We start from the raw sequence: 23,453 nt of genomic DNA on the forward strand, positions 1-23,453 counted from the left end.
ATACTACCGGCCGGGGCGGGCCGTTTACCTTCGTGCCATGAATGAGATTCAAACCTTAGCCGTCGTTGGGGCCGGCACCATGGGCCTGGGCATTGCCCAACTCGGCGTGCAGCACGGCCTGCCCACCATTCTGTTCGACCTGAGCACAACCGCGCTCGAAAAAGCGCAGGCCGCCATTGCCGCCGGCCTGGGCAAGCTGGTGGAGAAAAACAAGCTGACGGCCGACGCCCGCGAAGCTGCTCTGGCCCGCCTCACCCTCACCACCGAGCTAGCCGACGTGCGCGCCGATTGCATCATCGAAGCCGTGGTGGAGCGGCTCGACGTGAAGCACAAGCTTTTTCAGGAACTAGCCGCTATCAACCAACCGAGCACAATTCTGGCTTCCAATACCTCGTCGCTGCCCATTACGCAACTGGCGGCGCCGGTGCCTGTGCCCGAGCGCGTAGTGGGCCTGCACTTCTTCAACCCGGCCCCGCTGATGGCGCTGGTCGAAGTCATCAGCGGGGTGGCTACGGCCCCGGCAGTGGCCGACGCGGTGGAAGCCCTGGCCCGGCGCCTTGGCAAAACCCCCGTGCGCGCCGCCGATGCCCCCGGCTTCATCGTGAACCGCGTGGCCCGGCACTACTATGTGGAAAGCCTGAAAGCGGTGGAGGAAAACGTGGCCCCCTTCGAGGTGGTCGATGAGTTGCTCGAAGCCAGCGGATTTAAAATGGGCCCTTTCCGGTTGATGGACCTGATTGGCGTGGATACCAACTTCTCGGTGACCAGCGCCATGTTCGCTTCGTTTCATCAGGATGGCAAGTTTCGGCCCAGCCGCATTCAGCAGCAGAAGGTTGATGCCGGCCACCACGGCCGCAAAACTGGTCGCGGTTTCTACACTTATTAACTTTTTTGTTATGCGCCTACCGTTTGTCAGTTCACAGATTGGTCGGGTTGGAGCCGGGCTGGTAGTGGGTGGCCTGCTAGTTGCCTGCGGCAGCAAAAGCGACACGCAGCCCCAGATTCCCTACGCCCCGGTCAATCTAAGCCTGAGCCTGGGCGCTCAGGAATATGCTGCCCTGCGCTTCGACAATGGTGCTGTGACCATCCCGGCCAAAGGCCCGGCTGGCAACGGGGGCGTAAAGGGGGTAATTGTGGTGCGTCAGAGTGCGGGTACCTTCCTAGCATTTGAACGGAATTGTCCGTACCGTCCGTACGACGCCTGTGCGACAGTGTCGCTCGACCGCAATTCGAAGCTGTTTATGCGCGATTCGTGCTGCACTTCGCAGTTTGACCTCAAAGGGCAGGTGACGGGCGGCCCGGCACCGCTGCCACTTAAGCAGTACAGTGTCAGCGTGCAAGGTAATCTAATCAGTGTTGTGAACTAAAGCGAGGCGGAAATTTTTGAAAAAAAATGACGTGGGGCTTGTGTATCTTCAAAAGCCCGTTGTAGATTTGCACTCCGAAACAACAACAACCGGGTTTCGGACTAGAAAAAGCTTCCTTAGCTCAGCCGGTTAGAGCATCTGACTGTTAATCAGAGGGTCCCTGGTTCGAGCCCAGGAGGGAGCGCTAATACTGAGAACACCCGCCGATAACTGGCGGGTGTTTTTGCGTTTATGCCATTTTGAGGCCGTTAAGGCGCTTTTGAAGAAAGCGGCGGCTTGGAAGTTCGGTCATGTTCGGTTATTTTTGAGTGTAAACCGGGACAGGAACCGGGAACGAAACCGGGACATAACCGAGAATCATGCTTCGCCCTACCCCCTACAAAAGGAAAATCAGCGTGCGGCTGTACCCGCGGCTAGCATCCACCAACCAAAGCGGGTTTTGCCCCGTCCGCCTAACGGCGCGATGGCATGGAGAAGAATTACAGGTAGATACGGGCGAAATCATCCTTCCTCAGCGGGAAGGTAAGAATGGTGAGATAGAGCTACTGTGGCATAGCGAATCCCAAACCGTGATGAGCGGACGCAAGCTGACAGCGAAAGAAGAAGGCACAGTACCTACTCATCCAGATTTTCACTACAACATCAACTCTCGGCTATCCAAGATGGTCAAGCAGGTAGTAGATACTTTTAACCGGCTCTGGGATGCAGCGCCGTTTGAGAAGGTGAGCAAGGCTGCCATGTTCGCTGAATTGCTGCCGGCCGAAGTCCGGTCGGTGGCTGCGCCTGCTCCGGTGAAAATGGGAGTGACTCGCACCTTCCGGCAAGTGCTGGAGGAATGGAAAGCGGAAAACCGTAACCTGGCAAAGGATTCGTTGCGCAAGTATGACCAACTGGCCACGATGATGGAGGTATGGCGGCCTGAGTTACGGCCGGAGCAGGTGACACAGAAAGTGGCCAAAGAATACCAGCAGCACCTGCTGGACCTGCAGAAGTCTGATGCTACTATCAAGATACATTTTGCCGGCATCCGCAAATGCCTGGAGCAACTGAACCTGAAAGCTGATATGGCCTGGCTGCAATACTCGGCCAAAAACGCACCGCAGCTGGATTTGGAGATGGAAGAAGTTCGCCGGCTCATCAGCTGGCGGCCGACTTCGGAGGCGCTGGCCGAGGAGCGAGACCGGTGGCTGTTTCAGATGTTCAGCGGGCGGCGGTATGAAGACCTGGAGAAGTTCGACAAGCGCGAGCGAATCATGCTGACGTTGGGGGACGGCACGAACGTGCCGGCGCTGTTGCACGCGCAGGGCAAGACGGGGAACGATGCAGCGGTGCCGCTGCCACCCATCGCCGTGAAGATTGGCGAGCATTGGAATTGGCATTTCCCGGCGCGTACCTGGCAGCAGCGCGGGGACTTGATTAAGGAAATTGCAAAGCAGGCCGGGCTGACGCGGGAATGGGATGACCGGCTGATTACGGGCGGCAAGGTGGTGCACAACTGGCGGCCGATTCATCAGGTCATCGGCACTCACACGGCGCGGCACACGGCCGGCACGTTGCTCAAGCAAGTTAGCGGCGGTAATAAGGCCCTCGCCAAGATGGTGCTGGGGCACGCCGATGAGGACGTAACGGACCGGTATGCGAAGGATAAGGCCCGGCTGCTGGCTCCGGCAGTGTTGGAGGCTTGGCAGAAGATATTGGGCGAGTGGTACGATGGGGTGCCGGTGCGGTAGTTGTTACTTGTAAGTCTACTTGTAAGCGCCATTTACAAGTAGACTTACAAGTAGGCTTGTTTATGAACTGCCTGAAACCTTACCTGAAAGACTACCTGAAACCTTGCAAGTGACCTTTCAGGTAGTCGCGGCGCAATACGCTAGCGGTGGGTGCGAAGTGCCTGCAGACTGCCTCCATCCTGCCTTCAGCTCCGGTTGAGGGCGGCGGTTACTTCGGCCTCGGGGAGGCTGGTGTACTGGCAGAATTCAGCGACGGAGACGTAGGCACGGGTGGGCTTGCGCAGTTGGATGCGAATGCGTTGTAATAGGCGCTTGCCGGCGTCGTAGCCGGTGCCAGTGAGTTGGGCAACGTCTTTGGGATAGAGGCAAACCTGGGGCATGTGGGGGCGAATTGGGACTACTTGGACAGACGAATATACAACGGCTAAAAGCCGGCTGTAGGTTCGTGCCATGAAAGATAAAGCGCTGTATTTCAGTGGGTGGTTGCTAACGGTTGCGGCTGGTTTCGGCCTGGGTGAAGCGGCTGTTGAAAGCTTGGCGCCGGTCAGCCGTGCAAGCGCAGCGCCGAAAGAGGAAGTGAGCCGGGTGGTGCGGGTGGTGGATGGCGACACCTACGACGTATTGACCGGCAGCACCATTTACCGGGTGCGGCTGCTGGGCGTGGATGCGCCGGAGCAGGACCAACCATTTGGGCACCAGGCGGCCGACTCGGTAGCGCGGCTGTTGGGCGCTAAACAACTGGTGCTGCTAACGCAGCAGGGCGTGGACCTGTACGGGCGGACGCTGGCATCAGTGCGACTGCCCGTAGGCGGCGGACCGGCCTTGGCGCTTGATTCTTTGCTGGTGGTGCGGGGCTGGGCGTGGGCCTGGGACCCGAAGCATCGGGTAGCAGGCCGTAGCGCGCAGCAAACAGCGGCTGTAGCGGCCCGGCGGGGGCTCTGGAAGTGCGGAGCCCCTGGAGTGCTCACGCCGCGCCAGTGGCGGCAATTCAACTACAAAAACAAGCGGCGTTACGGGGTGGGCTGCACCTGGTAGCAAGGTCGCAGAGTGCAAGCAGCCATTTTCAACGACTTTTCCAACTTTTAGCAGCTTACCACTATGGCACGTCAAACGGGCATTATTGGCATCCAGGGCACCGTAGGTGGCTTGGTGTTCAGCAAAAACGGGAACATTTCCCAAAAGCCGCAAGGCGATAAGGCGGCCTTCGCCAACGCCCCGAGCCGGGCGCGTACCCGCGAAAACGCGGCCGAATTTGGCCTGGCCGCCAAGTATAGCAAACTGCTCCGCGACTCGCTGCGCGTGGCCATTGCTTCGGCCAGCGACAGCCAGCTGGCGGCCCGCCTCACGAAGGTGATGCGGGAAGTCATCGGGCTCGACGACACGAACGACCGGGGCCAGCGCGTGTTCGACTCGGGCAATTCGGCTCCGCTGCTCGGCTTCAACTTCAACGCGGGTGCTGGTATTGGCCAGACCATGTACTTCCCTTACGAGGTGACGGGCGCGGGTGCTGATGTAACAATGAGCATTCCGGCGCTGAATCCGGCTTCGGATATTGCCGCTCCGCAGGGCGCTACGCACTTCGAGGTGGTGTTTGCTGCTTCGGACCTGGATATGGAGACGCTAACCTACACTAACGGCGTGGTGGCGGCTCCGCTGGGCATCCTGCCCATCAACAGCGCAGCCTTAGCTAACCAGTCGGTGGTGGCCAGTTTCCCGGCTGCTCCCGCTGCGGCTAATCTGGTTGTGGGCGTGGTGGGTATCAACTTTTACCAGCAGATTAACGGCAAGTTCTACGCCCTCAATAACAACAGCACGAACCCGCTGGCGATTGAATACGTGGCATAGCCCTGAGGCACCCTGGTACAGAGCGGCCGGCCATCAACGGCTGGCCGTCCTTTTTTCCACTCTTTCAATTTTACTCGTTATGGCACTTACGGCCTATCAAACCCAATTTAAGCGGCGCATGAAGCGCGCCATCAGCCTACGGGCCAAAGCCGACCGCAAGGCTCGGCGCTACACTCAACTGCTGGCCGATGCCATCGGCGCGGCCGAGGACGCGGCTACGCAGATGAACGAACTCAACCAACTCTATAACGTGGACGTGAGCACCTACACGCTGCTCACGCAGGCGCTGCACGCCAACAGCGGGCAGGAAGTGCTGGTGGACCACCTGGCGCAGAGCGCGCCCGGTGAGGAAGCCATAATCTTCAACCAGGTGCCGGACGGCAATGGCGGGCAGCCGCTGCCGGTTAATCCGCTGTTTGGAGAGCTGGTGGCGGGTACGCCGATTACCCCGCCGGCGCAGGCCGCCAAGGCCTCGGGCCAAGTGAAGGATGCCGCGCCGGTGGATACGCAGGCATCGGAGTCCCTGGGTTAGCAACTGTCCATCAATAACCGGTAAGGCCGGCTCCTACTCATTAGGGGCCGGCCTTTTGCATTGGCAGGAGCTACAGAAGACTGGAATACTGATTCTCCAGACAATGTCTGGAGAATCTTTGGCGGAACTTGGCCATGGCTGTGCAGAGATTCTCGCGACACTGTCGCAACAATTGGGTTGACTGAAAGGGCGGTGGAGGGGACTTGTGAGAGTAGTTTTGAAGTCAGCGACAAAATCAGCCCTTCCTTGTGCGGCGGTGGCGACTTTGCGTGTTCAACCGCCTAAACAATCTACCTTTTGGAAACCGGCCACTACGAAACCCTCGTCACGCAACAGCTGCGGGGCCAGCTTGCTACTCTAGAGACGGCGGTTTATGCCATTGCAGAAAAGAAGCTAGGCGCGGACGATGCTGCGGTGTTTATTACGCGGCACCTGGCGCAGTTGCTGGGCAGCGTGTTGGGTCAGTTGGCGAAGAACGAGGAGGTAGGCGAGCAACTGGCGCTGGCCAATGGGGTAATTGCCTACCTGCAGGAAAACTCGGACGTGTTGGCGGCGGGCAGCCACTTGGCGCCGGAAGGGCAACTGCTACGGGCGGTGCTGCCGCGGCTGCAACTGCCGCTGGCGGCGCAGCACGATTTGGGCAAGCACTTGGATGGGGTAGAGCCGGCGTTGCGGTTTTCGCAAAGTGACCTGTTCAGCGGGGGCAATTCGGAGCTGTCGTTGGAAGCTGAGTTGAAGAAGGAAATTGCGACGGCGGACAGAATTGACTTCATCGTGAGCTTCGTGAAATGGAGCGGACTGCGGTTACTGTTGCCCTCGCTCCAGGCGTTTGCCGAGCAAGGCAAGCCGCTGCGGTTGCTCACGACTACTTACATGGGCGCCACTGACCAGAAGGCGGTGGATGCGCTGGCCGCGCTGCCGGGGGCCGAGTTGCGCATCAGCTACAACACGGCGCATGAGCGGCTGCACGCCAAAGCCTACCTGTTCAGCCGCAACTCGGGGTTTGATACGGCCTACATTGGGTCGAGCAACATGAGCCGCTCGGCGCTGACCAGCGGGTTGGAGTGGAACGTGAAAGTGACGGCGCAGGACAATGCGGCGATATTGAACAAGTTCCGGGGCACGTTTGAGACCTACTGGAACTCGCCGGAATTTGAGGCTTACAGCAGCTCGCCCGAACAGCGGCTGAAGCTGGCCCGAGCCCTGCGCCAGGAGAATAGCGGCACAGCCGAGCCCGATTCTTTGCCCAACTTTCGCATCCGGCTGTTTCCGTACCAACAAGAAATCTTGGACCGACTGGCGGTGGAGCGCAGCTTGCGGGGACACTTCCGCAACCTGGTGGTGGCGGCGACGGGTACGGGCAAAACGGTGGTATCGGCATTTGACTATGCCCGCTTTGCCAAGCAGTTTACCACGCTGCCGCGGCTGCTGTTTGTAGCCCACCGGGAGGAGATTCTGCGGCAGGCCCGCGCCACGTTTCGGCACATTCTGGGGGAGGCCAACTTTGGGGAACTGTGGATGGGCACTGAGCAGCCCCTGCAGTTTGAGTACCTATTCGTGTCGGTGCAAACCTTCGCGTCGCGGCTGGATTTCTTTCAGCAAACCATCCCGCGGGACTATTACCAATACCTAGTGATTGACGAAGTGCACCACTTGGCGGCGGCTTCGTACCGGCCCATTTTAGCGTGGTTTCAGCCCACCATTTTGCTGGGGCTGACGGCTACCCCGGAGCGGGCCGATGGGGAAAGCATCTTGCCGGACTTCGATAACACCATTGCGGCGGAAATCCGGCTGCCCGAAGCCATTGCGCGGGGGCTGCTGGTGCCGTTTCAATATTTCTGCATCACCGACCCCGTGGACTACCGCAACGTGCGGTGGACCAACGGGCGCTACGCCGCCGAAGACCTGACCAACGTGTACACCAGCAACGATGTGCGGGTGAGTGCCATTGTGGGCGCCCTGCAACGCTATTTGCTGGCGCCCCACCAAGCGCGGGCCCTGGGCTTCTGTGCCACGCGGCAGCATGCGCGGCTGATGGCGGCCAAGTTCCAGGCGGCGGGCTTGAATGCCAGCTACCTGGCCAGCGGCGATACCACGGCGGAGCAGCGCCGGGCGGCGGTTGCGCAGCTGCGGCGCGGGGAGCTGAACTACCTGTTCGTGGTGGATATTTTCAACGAGGGCGTGGACATTCCCGAAGTGGATACGCTGCTGTTTTTGCGGCCCACGGAAAGCCTGACGGTGTTCCTGCAGCAGCTGGGTCGGGGGCTGCGCCTGCACGAGAGCAAGGAGTGCTTGACGGTGCTGGACTTTGTGGGGCAGGCCCGGCAGGAATACAGCTACGAGCAGAAATTCCGGGCACTGCTGGGGCGCACCGGTGGCTCGGTGCTGAGCGAAGCGGAAGCAGGATTTCCGCGGCTGCCGGTGGGGTGCAGCATTCAGATGGAGCGCGAGGCCATGAAGTTCATTCTCGACAACATCAAGGCGGCCACTGGTGAGAGCGTGCGGGTGCTGGAACGGCGGATACGCGGCTTCGCCCTGGAAAGCGCGCTGCCGCTCACACTGGCCACCTTTCTGGCGCACACGCATTTTGCGCTGGTGGACATTTACCGCTCGCGCGGTGACCGGGGCTGGACGGCCTTGAAAGTCCGGGCGGGCGTGCTGGTCCCGCCGGAGCTGGCGGCCACGGAAAAGCAGCTGGTGGGCAGCGTTTGGCGGTTGGCGCAAGCCAACGGGCCCGCTTTTCTGGCCTTTGTGCGGCGGGTGTTCGAGGCGGTGGAAGAATTGCCACAGCTGCTGAAGCTCCCGCTGGGCCCGGAAATGGGACTGATGCTGCACTACCTGCTGTACCAGAAGCCGGGGCCGAAGCTGGACCTGGATTCGTTGCTGGATAGCCTGGCCATGCTGCGGGCCATGCCAACCCTGACGGCGGAGGTGCTGGAGGTAGTGGACGTTTGCGAGGCTCAAATCAGCATTCCGCCCCTGGCCGTGGCGTTGCCCTACCAGTGCGCGCTGCAACTGCACAGCCGCTACAGTCGCGACGAAATCCTGTGCGCGTTTGGCGTGTGGACGTTTGAGCGCAATCCGTCCGTGCGCGAAGGCGTCTGCTACATCGCGCCCCTGAACACGGAACTGCTGTTTGTCACGCTCGAAAAGTCTAGCCGCAACTACTCGCCTACCACCCTCTACCACGACTATGCTATAAGCGACACGCTATTTCATTGGGAGTCGCAGAATAGCACAGCCGAGGACACGCCGAAGGGCATCAGCTATATCCAGCACCAGGCGCAAGGGAAGCATTTGCTGCTGTTTGTGCGTGAGCAGAATCAGGATGCCGCGGGCCTAACCATGCCGTATGTGTTCCTGGGGCCCGTGCGGTACGTGAGCCACAAGGGGAACCGGCCCATGGCCATTACCTGGGAGCTGGCGACGCCGTTGCCGGGGTTCCTATGGCATGAGGCGGGGAAGATGGCCGTGGGGTAGGCCGTGCCACGCACCTTTGCGGCTAATAAGCAGGAAAGTAGGCTCTTAAACAAGCAAGTCTAAGTCCTTTGGCATGATACACCAATCACGTTAGTTTGAGCCGTTACAACTGCTAAAAAAGCGCGTAACTTCGTCGCCCTTTCCAGTAGCCGGCCTGACGCGTTGGCACTGTTATTTTTTTCGTGGCACTTGCGAAGGCAGAAAAATAATCTACCTTTGACTTAACTTTTAAGGTAAGTTGGTCGTTTACATCGAAGAATACCGCCAAATGCCGAAGGTGAACTTCTACACCGTGCGGCTTGAAAATGAAGAAGATAGTGAAACTGACCGATTCATTTCCCGTTTCATTGCCAGTCACGAGTACCGGCCGGACCTTGAGGTTATCCTCGCGGCGCTGGAGGAAATTGGGGCAAGACGCGGGGCACTTCCTCCCGGCGATGCCACTTTTTTCCGGCCCGAAAGGGATGCGGTGGCGCTTCCTCCCCCGCAAGCCTACGGCAACCTGCTGCGCTTGTATGGATTCATCTGCTCGGACGATATAATGGTCCTTGGCGGTGGTGGCCGCAAGACCACCAAAAAAGCGCAGGACGGCGACACTCGGCCCGCGTTTCGTATGATGAACCAGGTAGCGGAAATCTTGAAGCACCGCCTGAAAAATCAGACTGTTTGGATTGAAAACCAACAGCTGCACGGCGCGTATCATCAGATGAACCTACCGGGCTAATATAAAAAATCAATTCCTCCCATCATGGCTAGCAAGTATTTCGGCCACATCGAAATCGCCCCCGAGGCCCGGCAATTCGTGGAACGCTCGTTCCTTATCGCCGACCAAATCAAACATTCATTGCGCACGCAAGGGCTCACGCAAAAGGACCTGGCCGAACGGCTTGGTAAGAAAGAGCCCGAAGTAAGCCGGATGCTGACTGGCACCCACAACTTTACCCTCAAAATGCTTATCCGTTTGGAGCAAGCATTGGGGACGCGGCTGGTAACTACGCCGCAGGAAGTACAGAGCAAGGCAGTTGCCGTTACGCTACACGATTCAGTAGCAACGGACGATTTTACCAGTGCCGATTGGCATAAGATGGTGATGTTCGTTGCCCCCGAAGAAAAGCAGCCGCGAGCGAGCAATCGCACCGCCGGAAACCAATCTGAAAAAGCTGCCGGCCAACCGGCAGCTTTTTCTGTATTAGCTGAGTTATCCGAGGTCTGTGACCTTTACTAAAAAAATCATTCACGCTTCTCTTCTCTTTTCTGTTGAGCGCCAAATCTGTTTCCTCGGCCACATTTAAAGTTGACCAGATTAAGTTTCTGGAAAGCCGGGTCGTTTTATTTCGCATGGATAATCAACTGGACCCGGTCATTGCCGGCAAACAGTTGAGTGGGTTCGACTATCGAATCACAACTGAGCAGGACATGGATGCCAAGAAGTGCATCGTGCGGGTTCGGATTGGGGTCATTATCCAAGCCACGCTAAAAGACGCTGCTGAGAAAATAGAAGTTGGGGAGATACGTACCGAAACTGTTTTCAAAGTAATGCAACTACCCAAACTGTTGACCAATAGCTTGGATGAAGCGCCTGCAATGCCGGCTCCTATTGGCGGGACTATGATTGGGTTAGCCTATTCTACCACGCGAGGGCAATTGCTGGCACTTGGCGCAGGCACAATTTTAAGCCGCGCATTTCTGCCTGTAGTCAACCCAATACAACTGCTGCAAAACGCGGGGGCTGAGGTTAAGGGCTAGACTCCGTCTGCTGTTACTCGTCGCTGACGACATTTTAAAGTTGATTAAGGCACGTTGTCAAACGTGTTCACAGAAAGAAGCCTTTGTATCCACTGAAGCCTTGCGTTGCACGCGAGAGTCGTCGTAGGTGGTGCGGGGGCTTCTGCTGTTTGTGAGGTGGCGGTTCCTGGCTGGTGCCACGTTTCTAGAACAATACAGAAGCAAATGGCAGGAGGTTAATTGTGCAACAGCTTGTTGCACAATTAACCTCCTGTCTTATTCTCGTCAAATGAAAATGCTCCGATGGCCAACTGCCAGCGGAGCATTTCTACTTTCAGGGAAACCACAATTAACTCAGGTCCTCAACTCGGGCTGTGGGGGCTTCACGCAACACGACCTGGATGCCGTGGTCGCGGGATTGGGCCGTGGTATACTTCTCACTGCGGCCGATTATCTCGCCGTTGGCCGCGACGTGGTTGAAACCGTACTGGCCGGCGTTGAAGAATGACTCGAAGCGTTGCGGCTGGCAATTGGCCTGTACAGACCGGATGCCGTTCTGGCAACTAGCTTTAGTGGTATAGCCTTCACCAGACTGGACAATTTCGCCGTTGTCGGCGCGGAGGTGGTACCAATACTGGCCGCTGGTATAGGAAATCTGGAAGGTTGTCATGGTGGTAAGAAGGCTGTGCGTGAAACGAATAACAGCAAGTTAGGCAGCCAGTGTCGATGGCGCTGGCAGGGCATGAGGAGAGGGCAAGCCGGCGGCTTTGCGGGCGTGGTGGCGCAGCAGTACCGCGTACTTCTTGCGGCCCTGTCCAATGAGGGCGGGTATGGCTGTTAGCTCAACGCGCCATACTTCTTGTGCAGCCTTCTTCTGCACGCCGATAATGAGGAAGCGGGTGGCGCCGAGTATATCCAGATACAGGGCGGCTTGCCGGTCGTAATCATACTTCTCGATGGTAGCCAGAAAGTGGGCTAAGTCGGGGCTGCTGGTCGTTTTGAAGTCGATGAGCGTGAGCTGGCGGCCGGCACGGCTGCGCACCAAGAGGTCGGGGCGAAGCTTCACCCCAATGCCGGTGGCGGTGTGGATGGCGGTATAGGACTGCTCAGCCTGGCCCCGATAAAGCAGGTCGCGGCAATAGCGCTGCCGGCGCACCTGGCGGGCCAGCTGCTCCAGGTCGGCCCACTTGATGCCGCGCTCCTCGGTGCGGGCGTAGGTGGTGGGCTCCAGCACGGCGGTGTGGAAGTGGCTGCCGTAGGCCAGGGCCACGGGGTTGGGCTGGCGGGGTTGGCCAAGTAGCTCCTGCTTGAGGGTGCTCAAGTCGGTATTGCTAACCTGGGGCAGGGCGCGGTGCTGGGCCTGGGTCAAGTCGGGGTGATGGGTAAGGGCGTGAAACATGACGTTGAGAAAATAGGGTTAGCGGATAAGGGCCAGGCGCTGCGGGTCGGCGGCGCGGTGCAGCCAGATGTGGGCGCTGCCGCAGCCGACCAAGTAAGCGGGCTCGGGAAAGAGTTGACGCACCTGAGGGGCGAAGTCGCGCAGGTCGGGCAGCGGGTTAGTATCGGCCAGATGCTCGGCCAGTTGGGCCAGCAAGGCAGCTTCGGCGTCGTCGCGGGCCGGCTGCTCAAGGGACAACTGAGGAAATTCGATGGGGTGATTCATCGGGAGTGTTGATGGATAAGTTGGAAGCCAAAGGGCCCCACGGCGGGCACCGTGGGGCCGGGGTATTAGGCAGCCAGGGGCAAAGCGGCCGGCTCAGCGGCGGCCGGTTCCGGGTCTTGCGGGTCGTCCTCGGCGGGCACAGTGTAGCCGTGCTGGATGCGCATATCAGCGGCCCCGGTGTAGGTTTCAGCCCGCCAGATGGGAAAGTCGCGGGCGAAGTCGCGGCGGGCGGTTACCTCGGCCGCGTCGGCGGCTTCGTAGCTGAATTGGGCAATGTAGTAGGTGGCCGTCTTGCCGTCCTTGGTGGTCTGCTTCTTCTCGGCCGTGACTTTCACCGTCACGTCGGCTAGGGTCAGGTCGTCGTAAAACAGCGGCTCGATGAGGCGGTACAGGTTTTCGACGCTGTAGCCGTGAAAGAGCACGGCGCAGATAGCGCCCTTGTCGTCGGCAAAAAACAGTTCGGCCCACAGCTTGCGGCCCATGTTCAGAATGTCGTCTTGGAACACGCGCCAGGCCAGCGGAATGAAGGAAAGGGAATTGCCGAGCGGCGTGATGCCGCCGATGTTGAACTGGCCGGCCTTGGCGTCGAAACGCACTTGGCGCGGGTGGCCGGGCAGGTAGCGGAAGCGCGACACCTGCACGACTTCGCCCGTGGCCTCGTCGGCCTTCTCGATGAGGTAAGCCGGCGCGGCTGTAGTGGTGGGCTTGCTGAGCGTGAGCACGGGAGCCTCTATGGCGGTGGGTGTGGCAACGGCTTCGGTGGCAGCGCTGCGTTGGGTTTTTGCTTTGGTGGACATAACGGGAAATGGTTGGGAGTGGAAATGAAAAAGGTGGGGCCTGTTGGCGGCCGGCCCCATTGCCGTTGGCTTGGTTAGCGGAATTGCTTGTCGTGGCACAGGATGGCGCGGCCCACGATGGAATCGACGCCACGGGCGGCGGGCTGGTGCTGGTGCCACAGGTAGGTAGCCAGCAGATTGAGGTAGGCCGGGTTGCGGAACTTGCCTTCTTCGTCGACGATTAAAATCAGCTCGGACGTGAGGCGTATCACCTCGACCGTATGGCAATCGAGAAGCTGGTATAGCTCGGCCAGCTTGAAGCTGCGGCCGTTTTTGGGGTTGACGGGCTGAGGCTCGGCGCTATGCGGGTCGAGCAATTGGGGCTGGTAAGGAGTGGCGGTTTTGGCCATGATGGGGCGGTTTTATGGGGCCGCCCAACTTGGCGGCCCCTGGTTAGAAAATTGGTTTTTGCTAGGCGGCTAGTGGCCTTCGACCTCGAACATCATCTGTTCGTACTCGCCATCATCCCACCCTTGCTGCTCTTGCTCGTGGTGGTAATAGGCTTGGCGCTCCCACTCTTCGCGGGCGGCAGCTTCCTGCTCGTAGAAAGCGGCCTGGGCTTCATCAGTGGCCATTTCATCGCCGCTCAGGCCGTTTAATTCGGCCTCAGTTGGTTCGTAATCCATGAAATGAATGGGTAAGGGACCCGCGCCACAGCTGGCGCGGGCCGGAGGCTAGAAACCTGGGTACTTGGCGCGGGCGGCCCGCAAGGCAGCGCCCGCCGGGCTGGCGTGGTAGGCTGCCGCAGCCGCGGCGTAAGCGGCCTGGGCCTCGCGGCAGCGTAGGACGGAGGCGCGTAGCTTGGCGAAGCGGCCGGGCCGGGAGTCGTATGCATCGCGCAGCGCGTACTTGGCGGCGCGGGCATCAAAAAAGGCCGAATGGGCACGGGCCAGCGCGGCAGTGGCGGCCACGGCCGCCGGCGAGACGGGAGCCGGCGCGGGCTTGGGGGCAACCTGGGGGCGGGGCGGATACTTAGCCTCCAGGCGGGCCAGGGTAACGCGCAAGGCGGCGAGCTTGCTGGCAGCCGCGCCCACGACGGGCGCGGCTGGGGCAATGGCAACGCTAGGCATGAGCGGGTACGCCGGCAAATTCATCCTCGGCCTTAATAACCTGCCACACGGCGGCGAAGGAAAAACCGGGGTGCGCGGCCCGCATGGCGCGGAAGGCCTGGCGCAAGGCCTCAAACGGGCAGGGCGACGAGCCGGCGAAGCCCCCCGAAGGCTGGCACTCCGGCCGGCTGGCGAGGCTGAGCATGACGTGCCACGAGGTGCCGCCCTTGCTATAGGTGGCGGCGGACTGCGAAACATAGATGCCCGAGAACGAGCAGAGGGCGGGGCCTTTCCAGGCGGCAGCGGCAAGCTGCAAAAGTTGGTTGGGTTGCATGGCTGTAGATGTTAGCCGTGGGTGCCCCGCGCCGTAGGCCTCCGGGTAGGGCGGGCGTCCGGGCCTATCCCGGACTACATACTAAAGATACGAAATAATGTAACATGTTGTTACTTTTGGTAATAAAATATATGGCAAATATTGGCCTGCATGACCAGGCGCCCGGCTATATAAAATGCAATAAATTGGAGCGCCCGCACCTTGCTTTGAAAACCTAAATGCCTTTTAGCCGGGGATTGGGGCGGCCAGCGCCCAATGAATGCTCGGCGAAGCCGGCCTTGTGAGGCGGTAGTGGCCGACCAGCGGGAGGCCGCGGAAGCCGAGGAGGATGACCGGGCGTCAGCCAGGGCATGATGGCGGGGGCTTGGGGTGCTCCCCAATGAAACCCTCCGCGAAGCGGGCCTTGCTTCTGCCTGCGTGGCCTGAACGCAAACTTTTCTGGCGGGCGGCAGGCGTTTTGGCCTGCGGCCTGCACCTAATCTGGGGAGGCGGGCGCGCGGTGCGGGGCCTGTTTTAGGCCCTGCACGGCGGGGCCGTGGTGCGGTGGGTTGGCGTCGGGGCTGTATCTGGGGTGCCTGATGCAGCTTTTGTGGCGGTGCGGTGGGGAGAGGGCCGGGGCGGCGTGGAGCGGAGGAGCGGACGCCGCGTAGTGGGGTTTTGGGCGGAGGTACGGAGCCCAAAACCCTGCGAAGCAAGGTAGCGATGGAGCGAAACGACGACCGGGGCCAGGGCGTGGGTTTGGTGGGGACGGACGGGCGGCCCGTCCTGAAAGGCGGGCGGCATGGCCGGCGGAGGGTTGGCGGAGTGTCTGGGTGTAGCTGGGGAATCAATCAGTATCCAGGCGGTGCTGGCCGCAGCAGGGATAGAAGCCAAGCCGACCAACGGGAGGCTGCCCGCAGGGCCGCAGCGAAGCGGAGTGGCGGATAGCCCGGCCCGTAGGGGCTGCCCTAAAAAATGCAAACTGTGGGAATCGACGGCTAATAACTATGTTGCAAAATGTTACGTAAATTTGTAACAAGTATTGCATTTGTAACCAATTTCCTTCATCATGTTTAGTAGCACGAAAACCGGGCACCTTGCGCATATCCTCGCGACGGCCCTTGTTGGCCAGGTGGCCAGTAATGAACTTGTACCGCCGGACCCCGACAAAATTGAGAATTACGGGCACCTTATTATTCAGGCGCTTGTGGCTATCGTCACTATCTGGGCGACGGTTCGGAAGGCGTTGCAGAAACCTGAAAACGTGGTGAAGGCCCCGGTGGTGGGGGTAGTGGCGGCCCCGGCTGCAGTTGATGAGCCTACTATTAGTACGGGAATCGATGTCACCGAATAGGGTTGCCAACGTGGTAGAGCAGGCTGCACCACAGCTGAGCGGCGTTCAACTGAAGGTACAGGCGGCCCGGCTGGGGCAGGCGGTGCCGAGTCTGGCGGCGGCTTACGCGCAGGCGTTGGCGCGGTGGCTGGGGGACCCGGTGTTGCGGCTGGCCGGGCGGCCGATTATTACGGAGTGCTATCGGAGCCCGGAGCGGCAGGATGAGTTATATGAACAGGGGCGCAGCAAGCCGGGGCCGGTGGTGACGTATAAGCGGGGCGGCGAATCGAAGCACAATCAGTTGCCGGCGCCGGCGCTAGACGTGGCATTTCTGCTGCCGGATGGCGAGGTTTCGTGGTCGGGACTGCTGCTGAGCAAATTTGCGCGGCTGATGAAGGCGGCCGATGCGCGGGTGCATTGGGGCGGCGACTGGCCGAGGTTCAAGGACCGGCCGCATTTTGAGGTATGAAAAGAAAGGGCGAGCTATTCGGCTCGCCCTTTTTAGCAGCTTGTTAGAAAAGGTTGACTTCTATGTCAAATGTTGAATTAGGGTTAGTTGACCGGATTAGGACGTTACCGTCTGCCATATTAGCGATATGCACGACTGGTACACTGTTCAGACTAGCTGGGGTCGCTAGACCTGCTGTGCCTTTAATGCCTGCCGACACGGCAATAATCTGTTGGTGGGTAAACTGGTTCATCTCTAATTGCGAGCGACTACCGTCAATTATTTCTGCCAAACGGAAGAAGTCGAGGTAAGAAAAAGTGTTTGACATGGTTAAAATGGGAATAGGTTTCTATAAAGGTCGTTATAATGAATTTGAGTAATAGGTTCAGTGATTTTTCTTCAATGGCTTGAGACGAGTTATTTGGTGGCACGATTCAATAAATTCACGGAAATGGTCGGCCCATTGTTGTAATTCAGATGACTCAAAGTGGGCGAGGCCGATGCGGGAACTGCCAATGACAATGCGCTTGACGCGGGCACGGGTGATGGCCACATTGAGGCGATTGGGCATGAAATAGAAGCTGGCCCGCTGTAAGCCGGTGTCGAATTTGCCCGATGTGAGAGACAGAAATACCACGTCGCGCTCCTGGCCCTGCATCCGCTCGACAGTGTCAATAGTAATTTTGGCCAACTCGTCGGGGGCAATATCGGAGCAACGCTTGTTGAGCTGTCGTTGGATGACCCGGCCCTGGGCACGGTAAGGGGAGACCACAGCAATTTCATGAGCTGGCACGCCGCTAGCCAAGAGTTCAGCTATCATGTCTGCGATGTAGTGGGCCTCGCTACGCTCATAGTTTTTTAGGTTGGTGTGGCGCAGGTCCACGAATACACTGGGATGTGCAGGGTCAAGTACGTCGGCGTATTGCTCAGACGGGTTAGCCAGTACCAGTGTTCTAGTAGCCGCCGAACTGTGTGACTGAAGGTCACCCCCGTAGAAACGACGACTGGAGTAGTCCGCAATAGCCGCGTTCATGCGGTAAGTAGTATTGAGGGTAGTGCCCGGCGCGAAGTCGAACAGATACTCAAAAACTGACTTGCAGTATTCCGGATTGGTATGCTCAGCGGTAATTATAGGAGGCATCTGCTGGTGGTCGCCGATGAAGACATACTTGCTTCCTGTGAGCATAGCCGCGGCGCCCTGAAGCTGCGTTAGCTGGCTGGCCTCATCAGCAATTATGACATCGAATTTTACACCTTCCAGTCTTCTTGTCCATAGGGCAAAGCAAGTGGCTCCAACAATAAATGCTTCGCCAGCTATTGGCTTCAAATCAGGGCAGTTGTAGTGGTTGGGCACTTGGCCGAGGCCGTCAGCGTCGTCATGGTCACCAACTTTAATCAAATGGGAATAGCTGGTCGTTTCCTGAATCTTCCGGAGGGCATTGTTTATGCCCCGGTGATTGGAAGAAGTGACAAGCACCCGCTGGCCTGAACGTGCTAAAGCAGTTGCTATGTGCGCCAGCACCCACGTTTTACCTGTACCAGGCGGCCCTTGTACTAGGTAATAATTACGGGCTGAAAAGGCGTTGATAAAGGCTTCGCGCTGACGTGGATTGAAATCCAGACCGTTGGCTAATGCCATGGCTTCAACTCGGCGGCTTTCGTCAAAATCAGGCGGTCCTTTGTGCAGGAAGACATCTGCCAAAGCTCCAATGGTGGGCGCCGCTGCTAAACGCTCAATTGCTTTGTCCAGAATCTTACGCATATCAGGAGCGTAAGCATCTAAGACCAAGCTTTTGCTAGGTGCAAGACTTCGGGGACTGCGTCCAAAGCTGTAGTCAAGCGTCAGAAACCTGCCAGAATCTCGGGAAATCTCAAGGGGGAAGGCATTTGCTTCATCAAATGGGTCACCCTGGTGCAGTAGAACGTAGGAGCCAACCTTGAAATTAGAGTTATTGACTGGCACTTCCACTGGTACTGTGTTGGAAAATGCCAGCATTGAATTAAAGTTGTTTCTAATTCTTTCCTCGGTAGGCTCGATGTTCGCATTTAGAAGACGCTCCTTAATCTGCTCCTTTGTTTTTTCGCTTATCGTGGGAGGTTGAAGGCTGACATTGGCAATAGCACTGCCCTTTCGCACTCTGGCAGCGAGTGGCAGGGCCCACACCTCACGTATGGCTTTTTGCTGAGCTTGGTGTTCAGCTTCGTGAAACCTGCGAAATTGCTGAGACAGTGCTACGAGCTGGTTGGAAATGGTCGACATACTGGTGCTGGGATAAAGCAAAAAGGTTAGCGCTGCGCCCGAACTGCATTGAGCATGTGAGCAACGTGCTGCGGGCGTTCCGGCACCGGAACTACATGGTAGCGGTCCAAGTCAGGGTGTAACACTACCAGATTCATATCCCGGACACGGCACCCATAGCTTGATTCCAGCAACCACTTGTAGATGTTCTGCTGTAGGGTATAGTGACTAAATGAACAGTCTGGAAGGTCCTTGAGTGGCCCCTCTTTGGGCTGATAGGAATTAGATTTAATTTGGCCACTGGCGTCCACCACTTTGTGGCTGCGCTTCCAGTCATAGATGGACATGCTTCCATCGCTGTTGCGGGCTACAAAGTCTACCGTGCCGGCCAGCATCAACTCTTCGTTATAAACCTGCCACTCTGTACGGTGGGGCACCAAATGAGAGTGAGCATGATGGAAGTTCAGGAAGTGGACGAAGTCGGAGCCTGTGCCTGAAGTGCCATAGTTATAGAACTCCTCAATTTGCTGATGCAGGGCGGTGCCAGCGCTGGAAGAGGCGGCCGCTTTATCGGCCCATTGTTGGGCCAGCTCTTCAGCGGTGCAGCCGTTTTCGGAGGCTTTTCGGGCTGACCAGTAAGCTGTATCAAACTCCGGAAAGAACCGGCTTACAATAGTGCTGACGGCGGTCGCAGGCTGGCCGTTAATGTAGTATTGATGGGCAGTAGCGTCAAAGCGCAGTGCCTGGTGGCGGGTGTCGGGGTTGGTTTTAGAAAGTGGACCAGTGCTGGGCAGCTTGGGCAGGGCGGCTACCTGGTCAACAAGCTTTTCAATCTCAGCCTCAACAGGCAACTGCTCAGAAGCTGACGACACACCTGATTCGGCATAGCGGCCAAAGCTGTCGATGCCAAGGTATGATTCCCGGTAGCGGGCCTTCTCCCACTTCCGAGCCTGCACAGCATTCCACGCAGGAAGGCCCGTGGGGGTCCCTGCAGCTTGCAGGTCAGCCGGAATCTGATAAGTGGGGTCGAGCCGGGCGATGAGGTGGGCAATGACAGCGCAACAGGCCTCAGGCTGCTGGTGAACTTGGATTTCAGCGAAGCGTAGCACCACCCAACCGCGACGTGTAAAGAAAAGGTCACGGCTGTCGTCGTCGCCTTGGCAGTGAGTAGGCTGGCGGAAAACCCCATCGTAAGGCTCGTCAATCTCAATGTTCAGAAAGAGATTGAGGCCATTGCGCTCATGCAATAAGGCAACGTCCGGCTCATAAGGGCGGGTTGCGTTGCCGGTGGGCAAGTGGTGGTTGTCGAATATTTTGATGGGGCCGGACTTGGGAAAGTACCGGCGAAGATGCCCGACAAAAACGTCCTCACAGTAACCCCGCTGGGCGGAGCGACCAGCGCGGGGAAACTTAATGGGAACAGGTTTGCCAACAGCTGGCATGCGCATCAAGGGGTAGCGGTTGGCAGTCCGAACTGGAAGTGGGGTGTAGCCGATGTACTTGATTTCACCAGGTATCTGTTCTTGCTCTGGAGTCGGACGCGTGGGGGCCGGGCGCGGAACTGCGGGGGCTGATGTGTCCTGCTTGGGCAACGCTACAGGCTGTCGTGGTTGCGCGGTTGCTGTACTTACCGTCGGTGGTATAGGAGCGGTACGGACCACTGCCGGGGCTCGTGGTGCTGGTGCAATGGACTCAACTGCCCGGAGGGGAAGAACTGGGTTAAGCGTGGCTGCTGGCTCCGAGACTACAAACGGCGGCTTACTCTCCGTGGGCTTTGCGTAAGGACGTGGTTCGGACCGGGTAACCTCAGGAGAAATAGCCGCTTCAGGCTTGGCTATGGGCGCGGATTGCCGGACTGGTACCGGAGCTGGCTCTGATATGGCAGGTTTGGACCGAAACAGCCAGTAGGCTACTAAGACAAATCCCGCAACCAGAAGGGTAATGTAAATTGGTGAGAAGCCGGATGTGGCGTTCTGCGCTGTTGAAGCGCTGGACTGGAGGGTATCAATCTGCGCTAATAGCACGACTTGAGGCGTAAAGGATAAAAGTTGGGGAAGTTACATCCGCACTTTATAACCAGCCGGTGCAGGAGCACTAGTTACTCCCTTCTGGCGAAATTTGCATCTTTAATTAACTGCTACGAATGCCACTCTCTGCTTCTATTAGGCTAGAATGCCGAAGCAAGCACTAAGAAGGCTGTTGCGGCCGTTTCAGGAGTGCCGTTTGATTATGCGGCATAAGGACTGATTACACACGTACTGTATGAAACGAAGTTAGGAGGCTAGATGGGCCACTTATCTCATTTTTGGAGTGTAGCAAGTCTCAGTTCAATACCTGCTGGATGTATTGGGGGAACATGGTGACCAGGCGGTCTTCGCGAGGGTTGAAGAGGAAGGGGCGCACGTCGTCGGCCATGGCTTGCATGTCGAGGGTCTGGCAGTGAGCCAGCAGCTGGGCTTTGAGGTCGGCGGGGGTTTCGATGCCGCGCTTCTGGGCGAGGTAGGCGTAGTTGGGCGTGACCTGGCGGCCGAGCAGGAAGACGGCATCGTAGAAGTCACGGCCCTTGTTGCGGACGCGGTTGAGGATGGCGTAGAACTTCTGGGCCAGCAGCAGGTCGGGGGGCGTAGTCTGGATTTGGGTAAAGACGTCGAAGCGATTGAGCAGGTAGGGTACCGGCTCGAAAGCGAAGTGCTGGGGCTCGGTATCGAGCTGGATGAGGATACGCTCTTCGCGGTAGCCGCTCAGGCCTTCTTTGAACAGTAACTCGGGAAAACGAACGTGGCAGTGGTAGGCATCCTTGAGCACCATCTTCATTTCGACTTCGTAGCCTTCCAACTCCATGCCGCGGGCTACGATGTTGGCCAACTCGCCGAACTCGGCGGCGGTGACGCCGGTGTTGTCGAAATCGAGGTCTTCGGAAAAGCGGCTGTTGCCGTGCACGATGCGCAGGCAGGTGCCGCCGAGGAAGAAAAAACGGTCGGCCAGCGGGCTATCGTAGATGAGCTGGAGCAACTTGTGCTGGAGATACTCGCGCAGGATGAAGCGGCTGAAAGGCCGGAGTGCGGCCGGGTAATGGGCCTGAATCTGGGCGAGGCTAAGCATGAACAGGGAGGAGGGAAAGCAACGCTTCGATGCGCTGGTTGAGGCGCTGCTGGGCGAACAGGGTTTGGTAGTCGGCGAGGCGGGCGGGGTTAAGCTTGTCGCGCAGCACGTCGGTGTTGAGGCGCAGGCCGGCGAAGTCGTCGGCGGTGCGTAGCTCGGGGTGCAGGTAGCAGTAGTCAAGCAGGGCCTTTTCAAGGTCGGCCATGAGCACGGGCCGGTTGCCGGCGGGCCGCAGCACTTCGTAGCCGAAGTACAGGCGGGGCAGCAGGTGCTGGTAGCGGAACGTGCCAATGGGCGTGTGGTACTCCTGGGTTTTGCGCGGGCTCACGGAGGTGAGGGTGTAGACGCCTTCGGGGATGAGGCCGTGATAGGAAAAGGCCGTTTCCAGGGAGAGATAGGCGGGCTGGTAGATGCGGTTGGCAGTGAACCACAGCAGGGCCTCGTCAACGGGCGTTTCGGTGAAGCGGTACCAGCGGTTGACAATGCGCTGCAGGTAGCCGCGGGCCTGCCACTCGACCAGGCGGCGCTTGTCGAAATCGGGGAAGGCCTGGCGGAGCTCGTGGCTGGAAACGAGGCCCTGAGCGGCGAAGCGGGAACGGACGGCGAGGTAGTTCATTTCTAAAAGTTGTTAAAGATAACATCTTTTAGAAATGAAATGAGGGCTGCAGCTATGAAGAACTGCGAACGAAGACTATCCAAGATGCAAGGACAGACCTCGTCGATGATATATTTAGCACAGCTATTGTCAGGTAATTGTCAAACTGATTAATTGCATCCGCCTTCTTGCCACCATCGATGAAAATTCTACCACCAGATAGCATCAGCAGCGAACTGCTCAACCTTATCCATTCTGCCAATGAGTACCTAGTTTTGGTGTCGCCCTACGTGCGCATGGGGCAGTGGGTGCGCCTGACTGCAGCACTTAGCAGCGCGCAAAAGCGGGGAGTTAATATCAAGGCTTTCGTGCGCCATGACCTGGACAATGCTAGCAGTTGGGAAGAGTTGGAAGCCATCGGGATTAAGCCCCGCTTGATTGCGAATCTGCACGCCAAGTTTTATTTCAACGAGACGGGTGGGCTGATTTCTTCGCTGAATCTGCTCAGCAGTTCAAACGCCAATTCGCTGGAAATTGGCTGTAAGCTGGATACGGAGGCAGAGCTACAGGAGCTAAAGGACTTCGTGAAGCGGTATATCATTCCGCTCGAGGAAAAGGAGCGGCCGAGTGAAGACGACCTTTATTTGAGCAAGGAGAAGTTTTCGGTGGTGCTGGAAAACGACCTGGCCGAGGCTACCGACAGCCGCTCGCGGGTGTTTTTCAAAAACAATGAGCTGCAGATTCAGTCGGTGGGCAATAGCTTCTACCTGCACCTGGACAAAGGGGCAAACCGGTTGTCTGTTTCGGGGGTGGTATCGGAGGCGGAAGCGGATGCTTTCGAGAAGTTTAAGGCAGAGTATTTCACCAATCCTCAATTTGAGGTTGAAGTTAACCAAGGCGCGCCGGGCTATTACTCAATGGTCAGCGGTGATTATAAACCCCGGCTTTCCACTACCTACCTGGACCGGCTGCGGCTGCCAGAAAAGAAGGACCTGCTGGATGCTATCGTTGATTTTGTGGTCAGCGTGCGGGACTTTAAGGAGGCAGTGTATGCGCCCAAGCGCGCAGAGGCAGCCGCCAAGAAGGAAGCCTACGAAGCTGAATTACGGGTTAGGGGGGAGGCACGGAAAGCGGAGCTGGCGGCTGCTGCAGCTGAGCCGGCTCCAGCGCAATCTCAACCACCGGCCTAGCATAAC

The 23,453-nt window shown here is 58.3% G+C and carries 27 protein-coding genes and 1 tRNA gene; 14 read left to right on the plus strand and 14 right to left on the minus strand.

The annotated features are described in order from the left end of the window. Nucleotides 1–37 precede the first annotated feature (37 nt). The 4 genes from MON38_RS14875 to MON38_RS14890 all read left to right on the plus strand — a co-directional run bounded on the left by MON38_RS14875 (nucleotide 38) and on the right by MON38_RS14890 (nucleotide 3,097). Nucleotides 38–886: a 3-hydroxyacyl-CoA dehydrogenase NAD-binding domain-containing protein gene (locus MON38_RS14875; protein ID WP_241936971.1), complete on the plus strand. Its 849-nt coding sequence runs from the start codon at nucleotides 38–40 to the stop codon at nucleotides 884–886. A 10-nt stretch (nucleotides 887–896) separates the two neighbouring features. Next, complete coding sequence (locus MON38_RS14880) at nucleotides 897–1,367, plus strand: Rieske (2Fe-2S) protein (protein WP_241936972.1); 471 nt, start codon at nucleotides 897–899, stop codon at nucleotides 1,365–1,367. Nucleotides 1,368–1,477: 110 nt separating this feature from the next. Beyond that, nucleotides 1,478–1,551, plus strand: a tRNA-Asn gene (locus tag MON38_RS14885). A 175-nt stretch (nucleotides 1,552–1,726) separates the two neighbouring features. Further along, the gene (locus MON38_RS14890; protein WP_241936973.1) at nucleotides 1,727–3,097 is read left to right on the plus strand and encodes a site-specific integrase; all 1,371 of its coding nucleotides are present in this window, start codon (nucleotides 1,727–1,729) and stop codon (nucleotides 3,095–3,097) included. A 185-nt stretch (nucleotides 3,098–3,282) separates the two neighbouring features. Here MON38_RS14890 and MON38_RS14895 read toward each other — a convergent pair whose 3' ends face one another. Further along, complete coding sequence (locus MON38_RS14895; protein WP_241936974.1) at nucleotides 3,283–3,477, minus strand: hypothetical protein; 195 nt, start codon at nucleotides 3,475–3,477, stop codon at nucleotides 3,283–3,285. A 70-nt stretch (nucleotides 3,478–3,547) separates the two neighbouring features. Here MON38_RS14895 and MON38_RS14900 point away from each other — a divergent pair, with 70 nt between their 5' ends. From MON38_RS14900 to MON38_RS14930, 7 genes are all read left to right on the plus strand, one after another. After that, complete coding sequence (locus MON38_RS14900) at nucleotides 3,548–4,132, plus strand: thermonuclease family protein (protein ID WP_241936975.1); 585 nt, start codon at nucleotides 3,548–3,550, stop codon at nucleotides 4,130–4,132. Between the two features lie 63 nt (nucleotides 4,133–4,195). Beyond that, nucleotides 4,196–4,942 carry a hypothetical protein gene (locus MON38_RS14905; protein ID WP_241936976.1) on the plus strand — a complete coding sequence of 249 codons (747 nt, stop codon included), beginning with the start codon at nucleotides 4,196–4,198 and terminating at the stop codon, nucleotides 4,940–4,942. Nucleotides 4,943–5,021: 79 nt separating this feature from the next. Continuing rightward, entirely contained in the window at nucleotides 5,022–5,474 is a 453-nt protein-coding gene (locus tag MON38_RS14910; protein WP_241936977.1) for a hypothetical protein, read from the plus strand. 297 nt (nucleotides 5,475–5,771) lie between these two features. After that, on the plus strand, nucleotides 5,772–8,954 hold the full coding sequence (locus tag MON38_RS14915; protein ID WP_241936978.1) for a DEAD/DEAH box helicase: 3,183 nt from the start codon (nucleotides 5,772–5,774) through the stop codon (nucleotides 8,952–8,954). A gap of 238 nt (nucleotides 8,955–9,192) precedes the next feature. Beyond that, nucleotides 9,193–9,678 (plus strand): hypothetical protein, encoded by a 486-nt coding sequence (locus tag MON38_RS14920; protein WP_241936979.1) that lies wholly within the window; start codon nucleotides 9,193–9,195, stop codon nucleotides 9,676–9,678. Nucleotides 9,679–9,702: 24 nt separating this feature from the next. After that, on the plus strand, nucleotides 9,703–10,179 hold the full coding sequence (locus MON38_RS14925; protein ID WP_241936980.1) for a helix-turn-helix domain-containing protein: 477 nt from the start codon (nucleotides 9,703–9,705) through the stop codon (nucleotides 10,177–10,179). A gap of 32 nt (nucleotides 10,180–10,211) precedes the next feature. Next, nucleotides 10,212–10,700 carry a hypothetical protein gene (locus tag MON38_RS14930; protein WP_241936981.1) on the plus strand — a complete coding sequence of 163 codons (489 nt, stop codon included), beginning with the start codon at nucleotides 10,212–10,214 and terminating at the stop codon, nucleotides 10,698–10,700. 328 nt (nucleotides 10,701–11,028) lie between these two features. On the opposite strand, the gene MON38_RS14935 is transcribed toward MON38_RS14930, so the two are convergent. From MON38_RS14935 to MON38_RS14970, 8 genes are all read right to left on the minus strand, one after another. Then, the gene (locus MON38_RS14935) at nucleotides 11,029–11,349 is read right to left on the minus strand and encodes a YegP family protein (RefSeq protein ID WP_241936982.1); all 321 of its coding nucleotides are present in this window, start codon (nucleotides 11,347–11,349) and stop codon (nucleotides 11,029–11,031) included. A 39-nt stretch (nucleotides 11,350–11,388) separates the two neighbouring features. Beyond that, nucleotides 11,389–12,078 (minus strand): PD-(D/E)XK nuclease-like domain-containing protein, encoded by a 690-nt coding sequence (locus MON38_RS14940; protein WP_241936983.1) that lies wholly within the window; start codon nucleotides 12,076–12,078, stop codon nucleotides 11,389–11,391. 18 nt (nucleotides 12,079–12,096) lie between these two features. Then, nucleotides 12,097–12,342 carry a hypothetical protein gene (locus MON38_RS14945; RefSeq protein WP_241936984.1) on the minus strand — a complete coding sequence of 82 codons (246 nt, stop codon included), beginning with the start codon at nucleotides 12,340–12,342 and terminating at the stop codon, nucleotides 12,097–12,099. A gap of 65 nt (nucleotides 12,343–12,407) precedes the next feature. Then, nucleotides 12,408–13,139, minus strand: a complete 732-nt coding sequence (locus MON38_RS14950) for a hypothetical protein (RefSeq protein ID WP_241936985.1) — start codon at nucleotides 13,137–13,139, stop codon at nucleotides 12,408–12,410. Nucleotides 13,140–13,213: 74 nt separating this feature from the next. After that, on the minus strand, nucleotides 13,214–13,528 hold the full coding sequence (locus tag MON38_RS14955; RefSeq protein WP_241936986.1) for a DUF3846 domain-containing protein: 315 nt from the start codon (nucleotides 13,526–13,528) through the stop codon (nucleotides 13,214–13,216). Between the two features lie 69 nt (nucleotides 13,529–13,597). Further along, on the minus strand, nucleotides 13,598–13,804 hold the full coding sequence (locus tag MON38_RS14960; RefSeq protein WP_241936987.1) for a hypothetical protein: 207 nt from the start codon (nucleotides 13,802–13,804) through the stop codon (nucleotides 13,598–13,600). Nucleotides 13,805–13,852: 48 nt separating this feature from the next. Beyond that, nucleotides 13,853–14,248 (minus strand): hypothetical protein, encoded by a 396-nt coding sequence (locus MON38_RS14965; protein WP_241936988.1) that lies wholly within the window; start codon nucleotides 14,246–14,248, stop codon nucleotides 13,853–13,855. Then, entirely contained in the window at nucleotides 14,241–14,561 is a 321-nt protein-coding gene (locus MON38_RS14970) for a hypothetical protein (RefSeq protein ID WP_241936989.1), read from the minus strand. Before MON38_RS14970 ends, MON38_RS14965 begins: the two co-directional genes overlap by 8 nt. A 1,048-nt stretch (nucleotides 14,562–15,609) precedes the next feature. Here MON38_RS14970 and MON38_RS14975 point away from each other — a divergent pair. Continuing rightward, nucleotides 15,610–15,894, plus strand: coding sequence for a hypothetical protein (locus MON38_RS14975; RefSeq protein ID WP_241936990.1), 285 nt, complete (start codon nucleotides 15,610–15,612; stop codon nucleotides 15,892–15,894). Continuing rightward, nucleotides 15,881–16,342, plus strand: coding sequence for a M15 family metallopeptidase (locus MON38_RS14980; protein WP_241936991.1), 462 nt, complete (start codon nucleotides 15,881–15,883; stop codon nucleotides 16,340–16,342). Before MON38_RS14975 ends, MON38_RS14980 begins: the two co-directional genes overlap by 14 nt. 43 nt (nucleotides 16,343–16,385) lie before the next feature. Here MON38_RS14980 and MON38_RS14985 read toward each other — a convergent pair whose 3' ends face one another. The 5 genes from MON38_RS14985 to MON38_RS15005 form a co-directional block, all read right to left on the minus strand. Further along, nucleotides 16,386–16,649 carry a hypothetical protein gene (locus MON38_RS14985; protein ID WP_241936992.1) on the minus strand — a complete coding sequence of 88 codons (264 nt, stop codon included), beginning with the start codon at nucleotides 16,647–16,649 and terminating at the stop codon, nucleotides 16,386–16,388. A gap of 57 nt (nucleotides 16,650–16,706) precedes the next feature. Further along, complete coding sequence (locus MON38_RS14990) at nucleotides 16,707–18,581, minus strand: DEAD/DEAH box helicase (RefSeq protein WP_241936993.1); 1,875 nt, start codon at nucleotides 18,579–18,581, stop codon at nucleotides 16,707–16,709. A 26-nt stretch (nucleotides 18,582–18,607) separates the two neighbouring features. Then, nucleotides 18,608–20,011 (minus strand): endonuclease domain-containing protein, encoded by a 1,404-nt coding sequence (locus tag MON38_RS14995; RefSeq protein ID WP_241936994.1) that lies wholly within the window; start codon nucleotides 20,009–20,011, stop codon nucleotides 18,608–18,610. Nucleotides 20,012–20,882: 871 nt separating this feature from the next. Beyond that, entirely contained in the window at nucleotides 20,883–21,662 is a 780-nt protein-coding gene (locus MON38_RS15000) for a nucleotidyl transferase AbiEii/AbiGii toxin family protein (RefSeq protein WP_241936995.1), read from the minus strand. Beyond that, entirely contained in the window at nucleotides 21,655–22,278 is a 624-nt protein-coding gene (locus tag MON38_RS15005) for a type IV toxin-antitoxin system AbiEi family antitoxin domain-containing protein (RefSeq protein WP_241936996.1), read from the minus strand. The genes MON38_RS15000 and MON38_RS15005 overlap by 8 nt, the downstream gene beginning before the upstream one ends. Nucleotides 22,279–22,457: 179 nt before the next feature. Here MON38_RS15005 and MON38_RS15010 point away from each other — a divergent pair, with 179 nt between their 5' ends. After that, a complete protein-coding gene (locus MON38_RS15010; protein WP_241936997.1) occupies nucleotides 22,458–23,447 on the plus strand; it encodes a phospholipase D-like domain-containing protein in 990 nt (329 codons plus the stop codon). The last annotated feature ends 6 nt before the right edge of the window (nucleotides 23,448–23,453 follow it).

Origin of the sequence: Hymenobacter cyanobacteriorum (genome assembly GCF_022631375.1) — a bacterium.
Taxonomy (GTDB): Bacteria; Bacteroidota; Bacteroidia; order Cytophagales; family Hymenobacteraceae; genus Hymenobacter; species Hymenobacter cyanobacteriorum.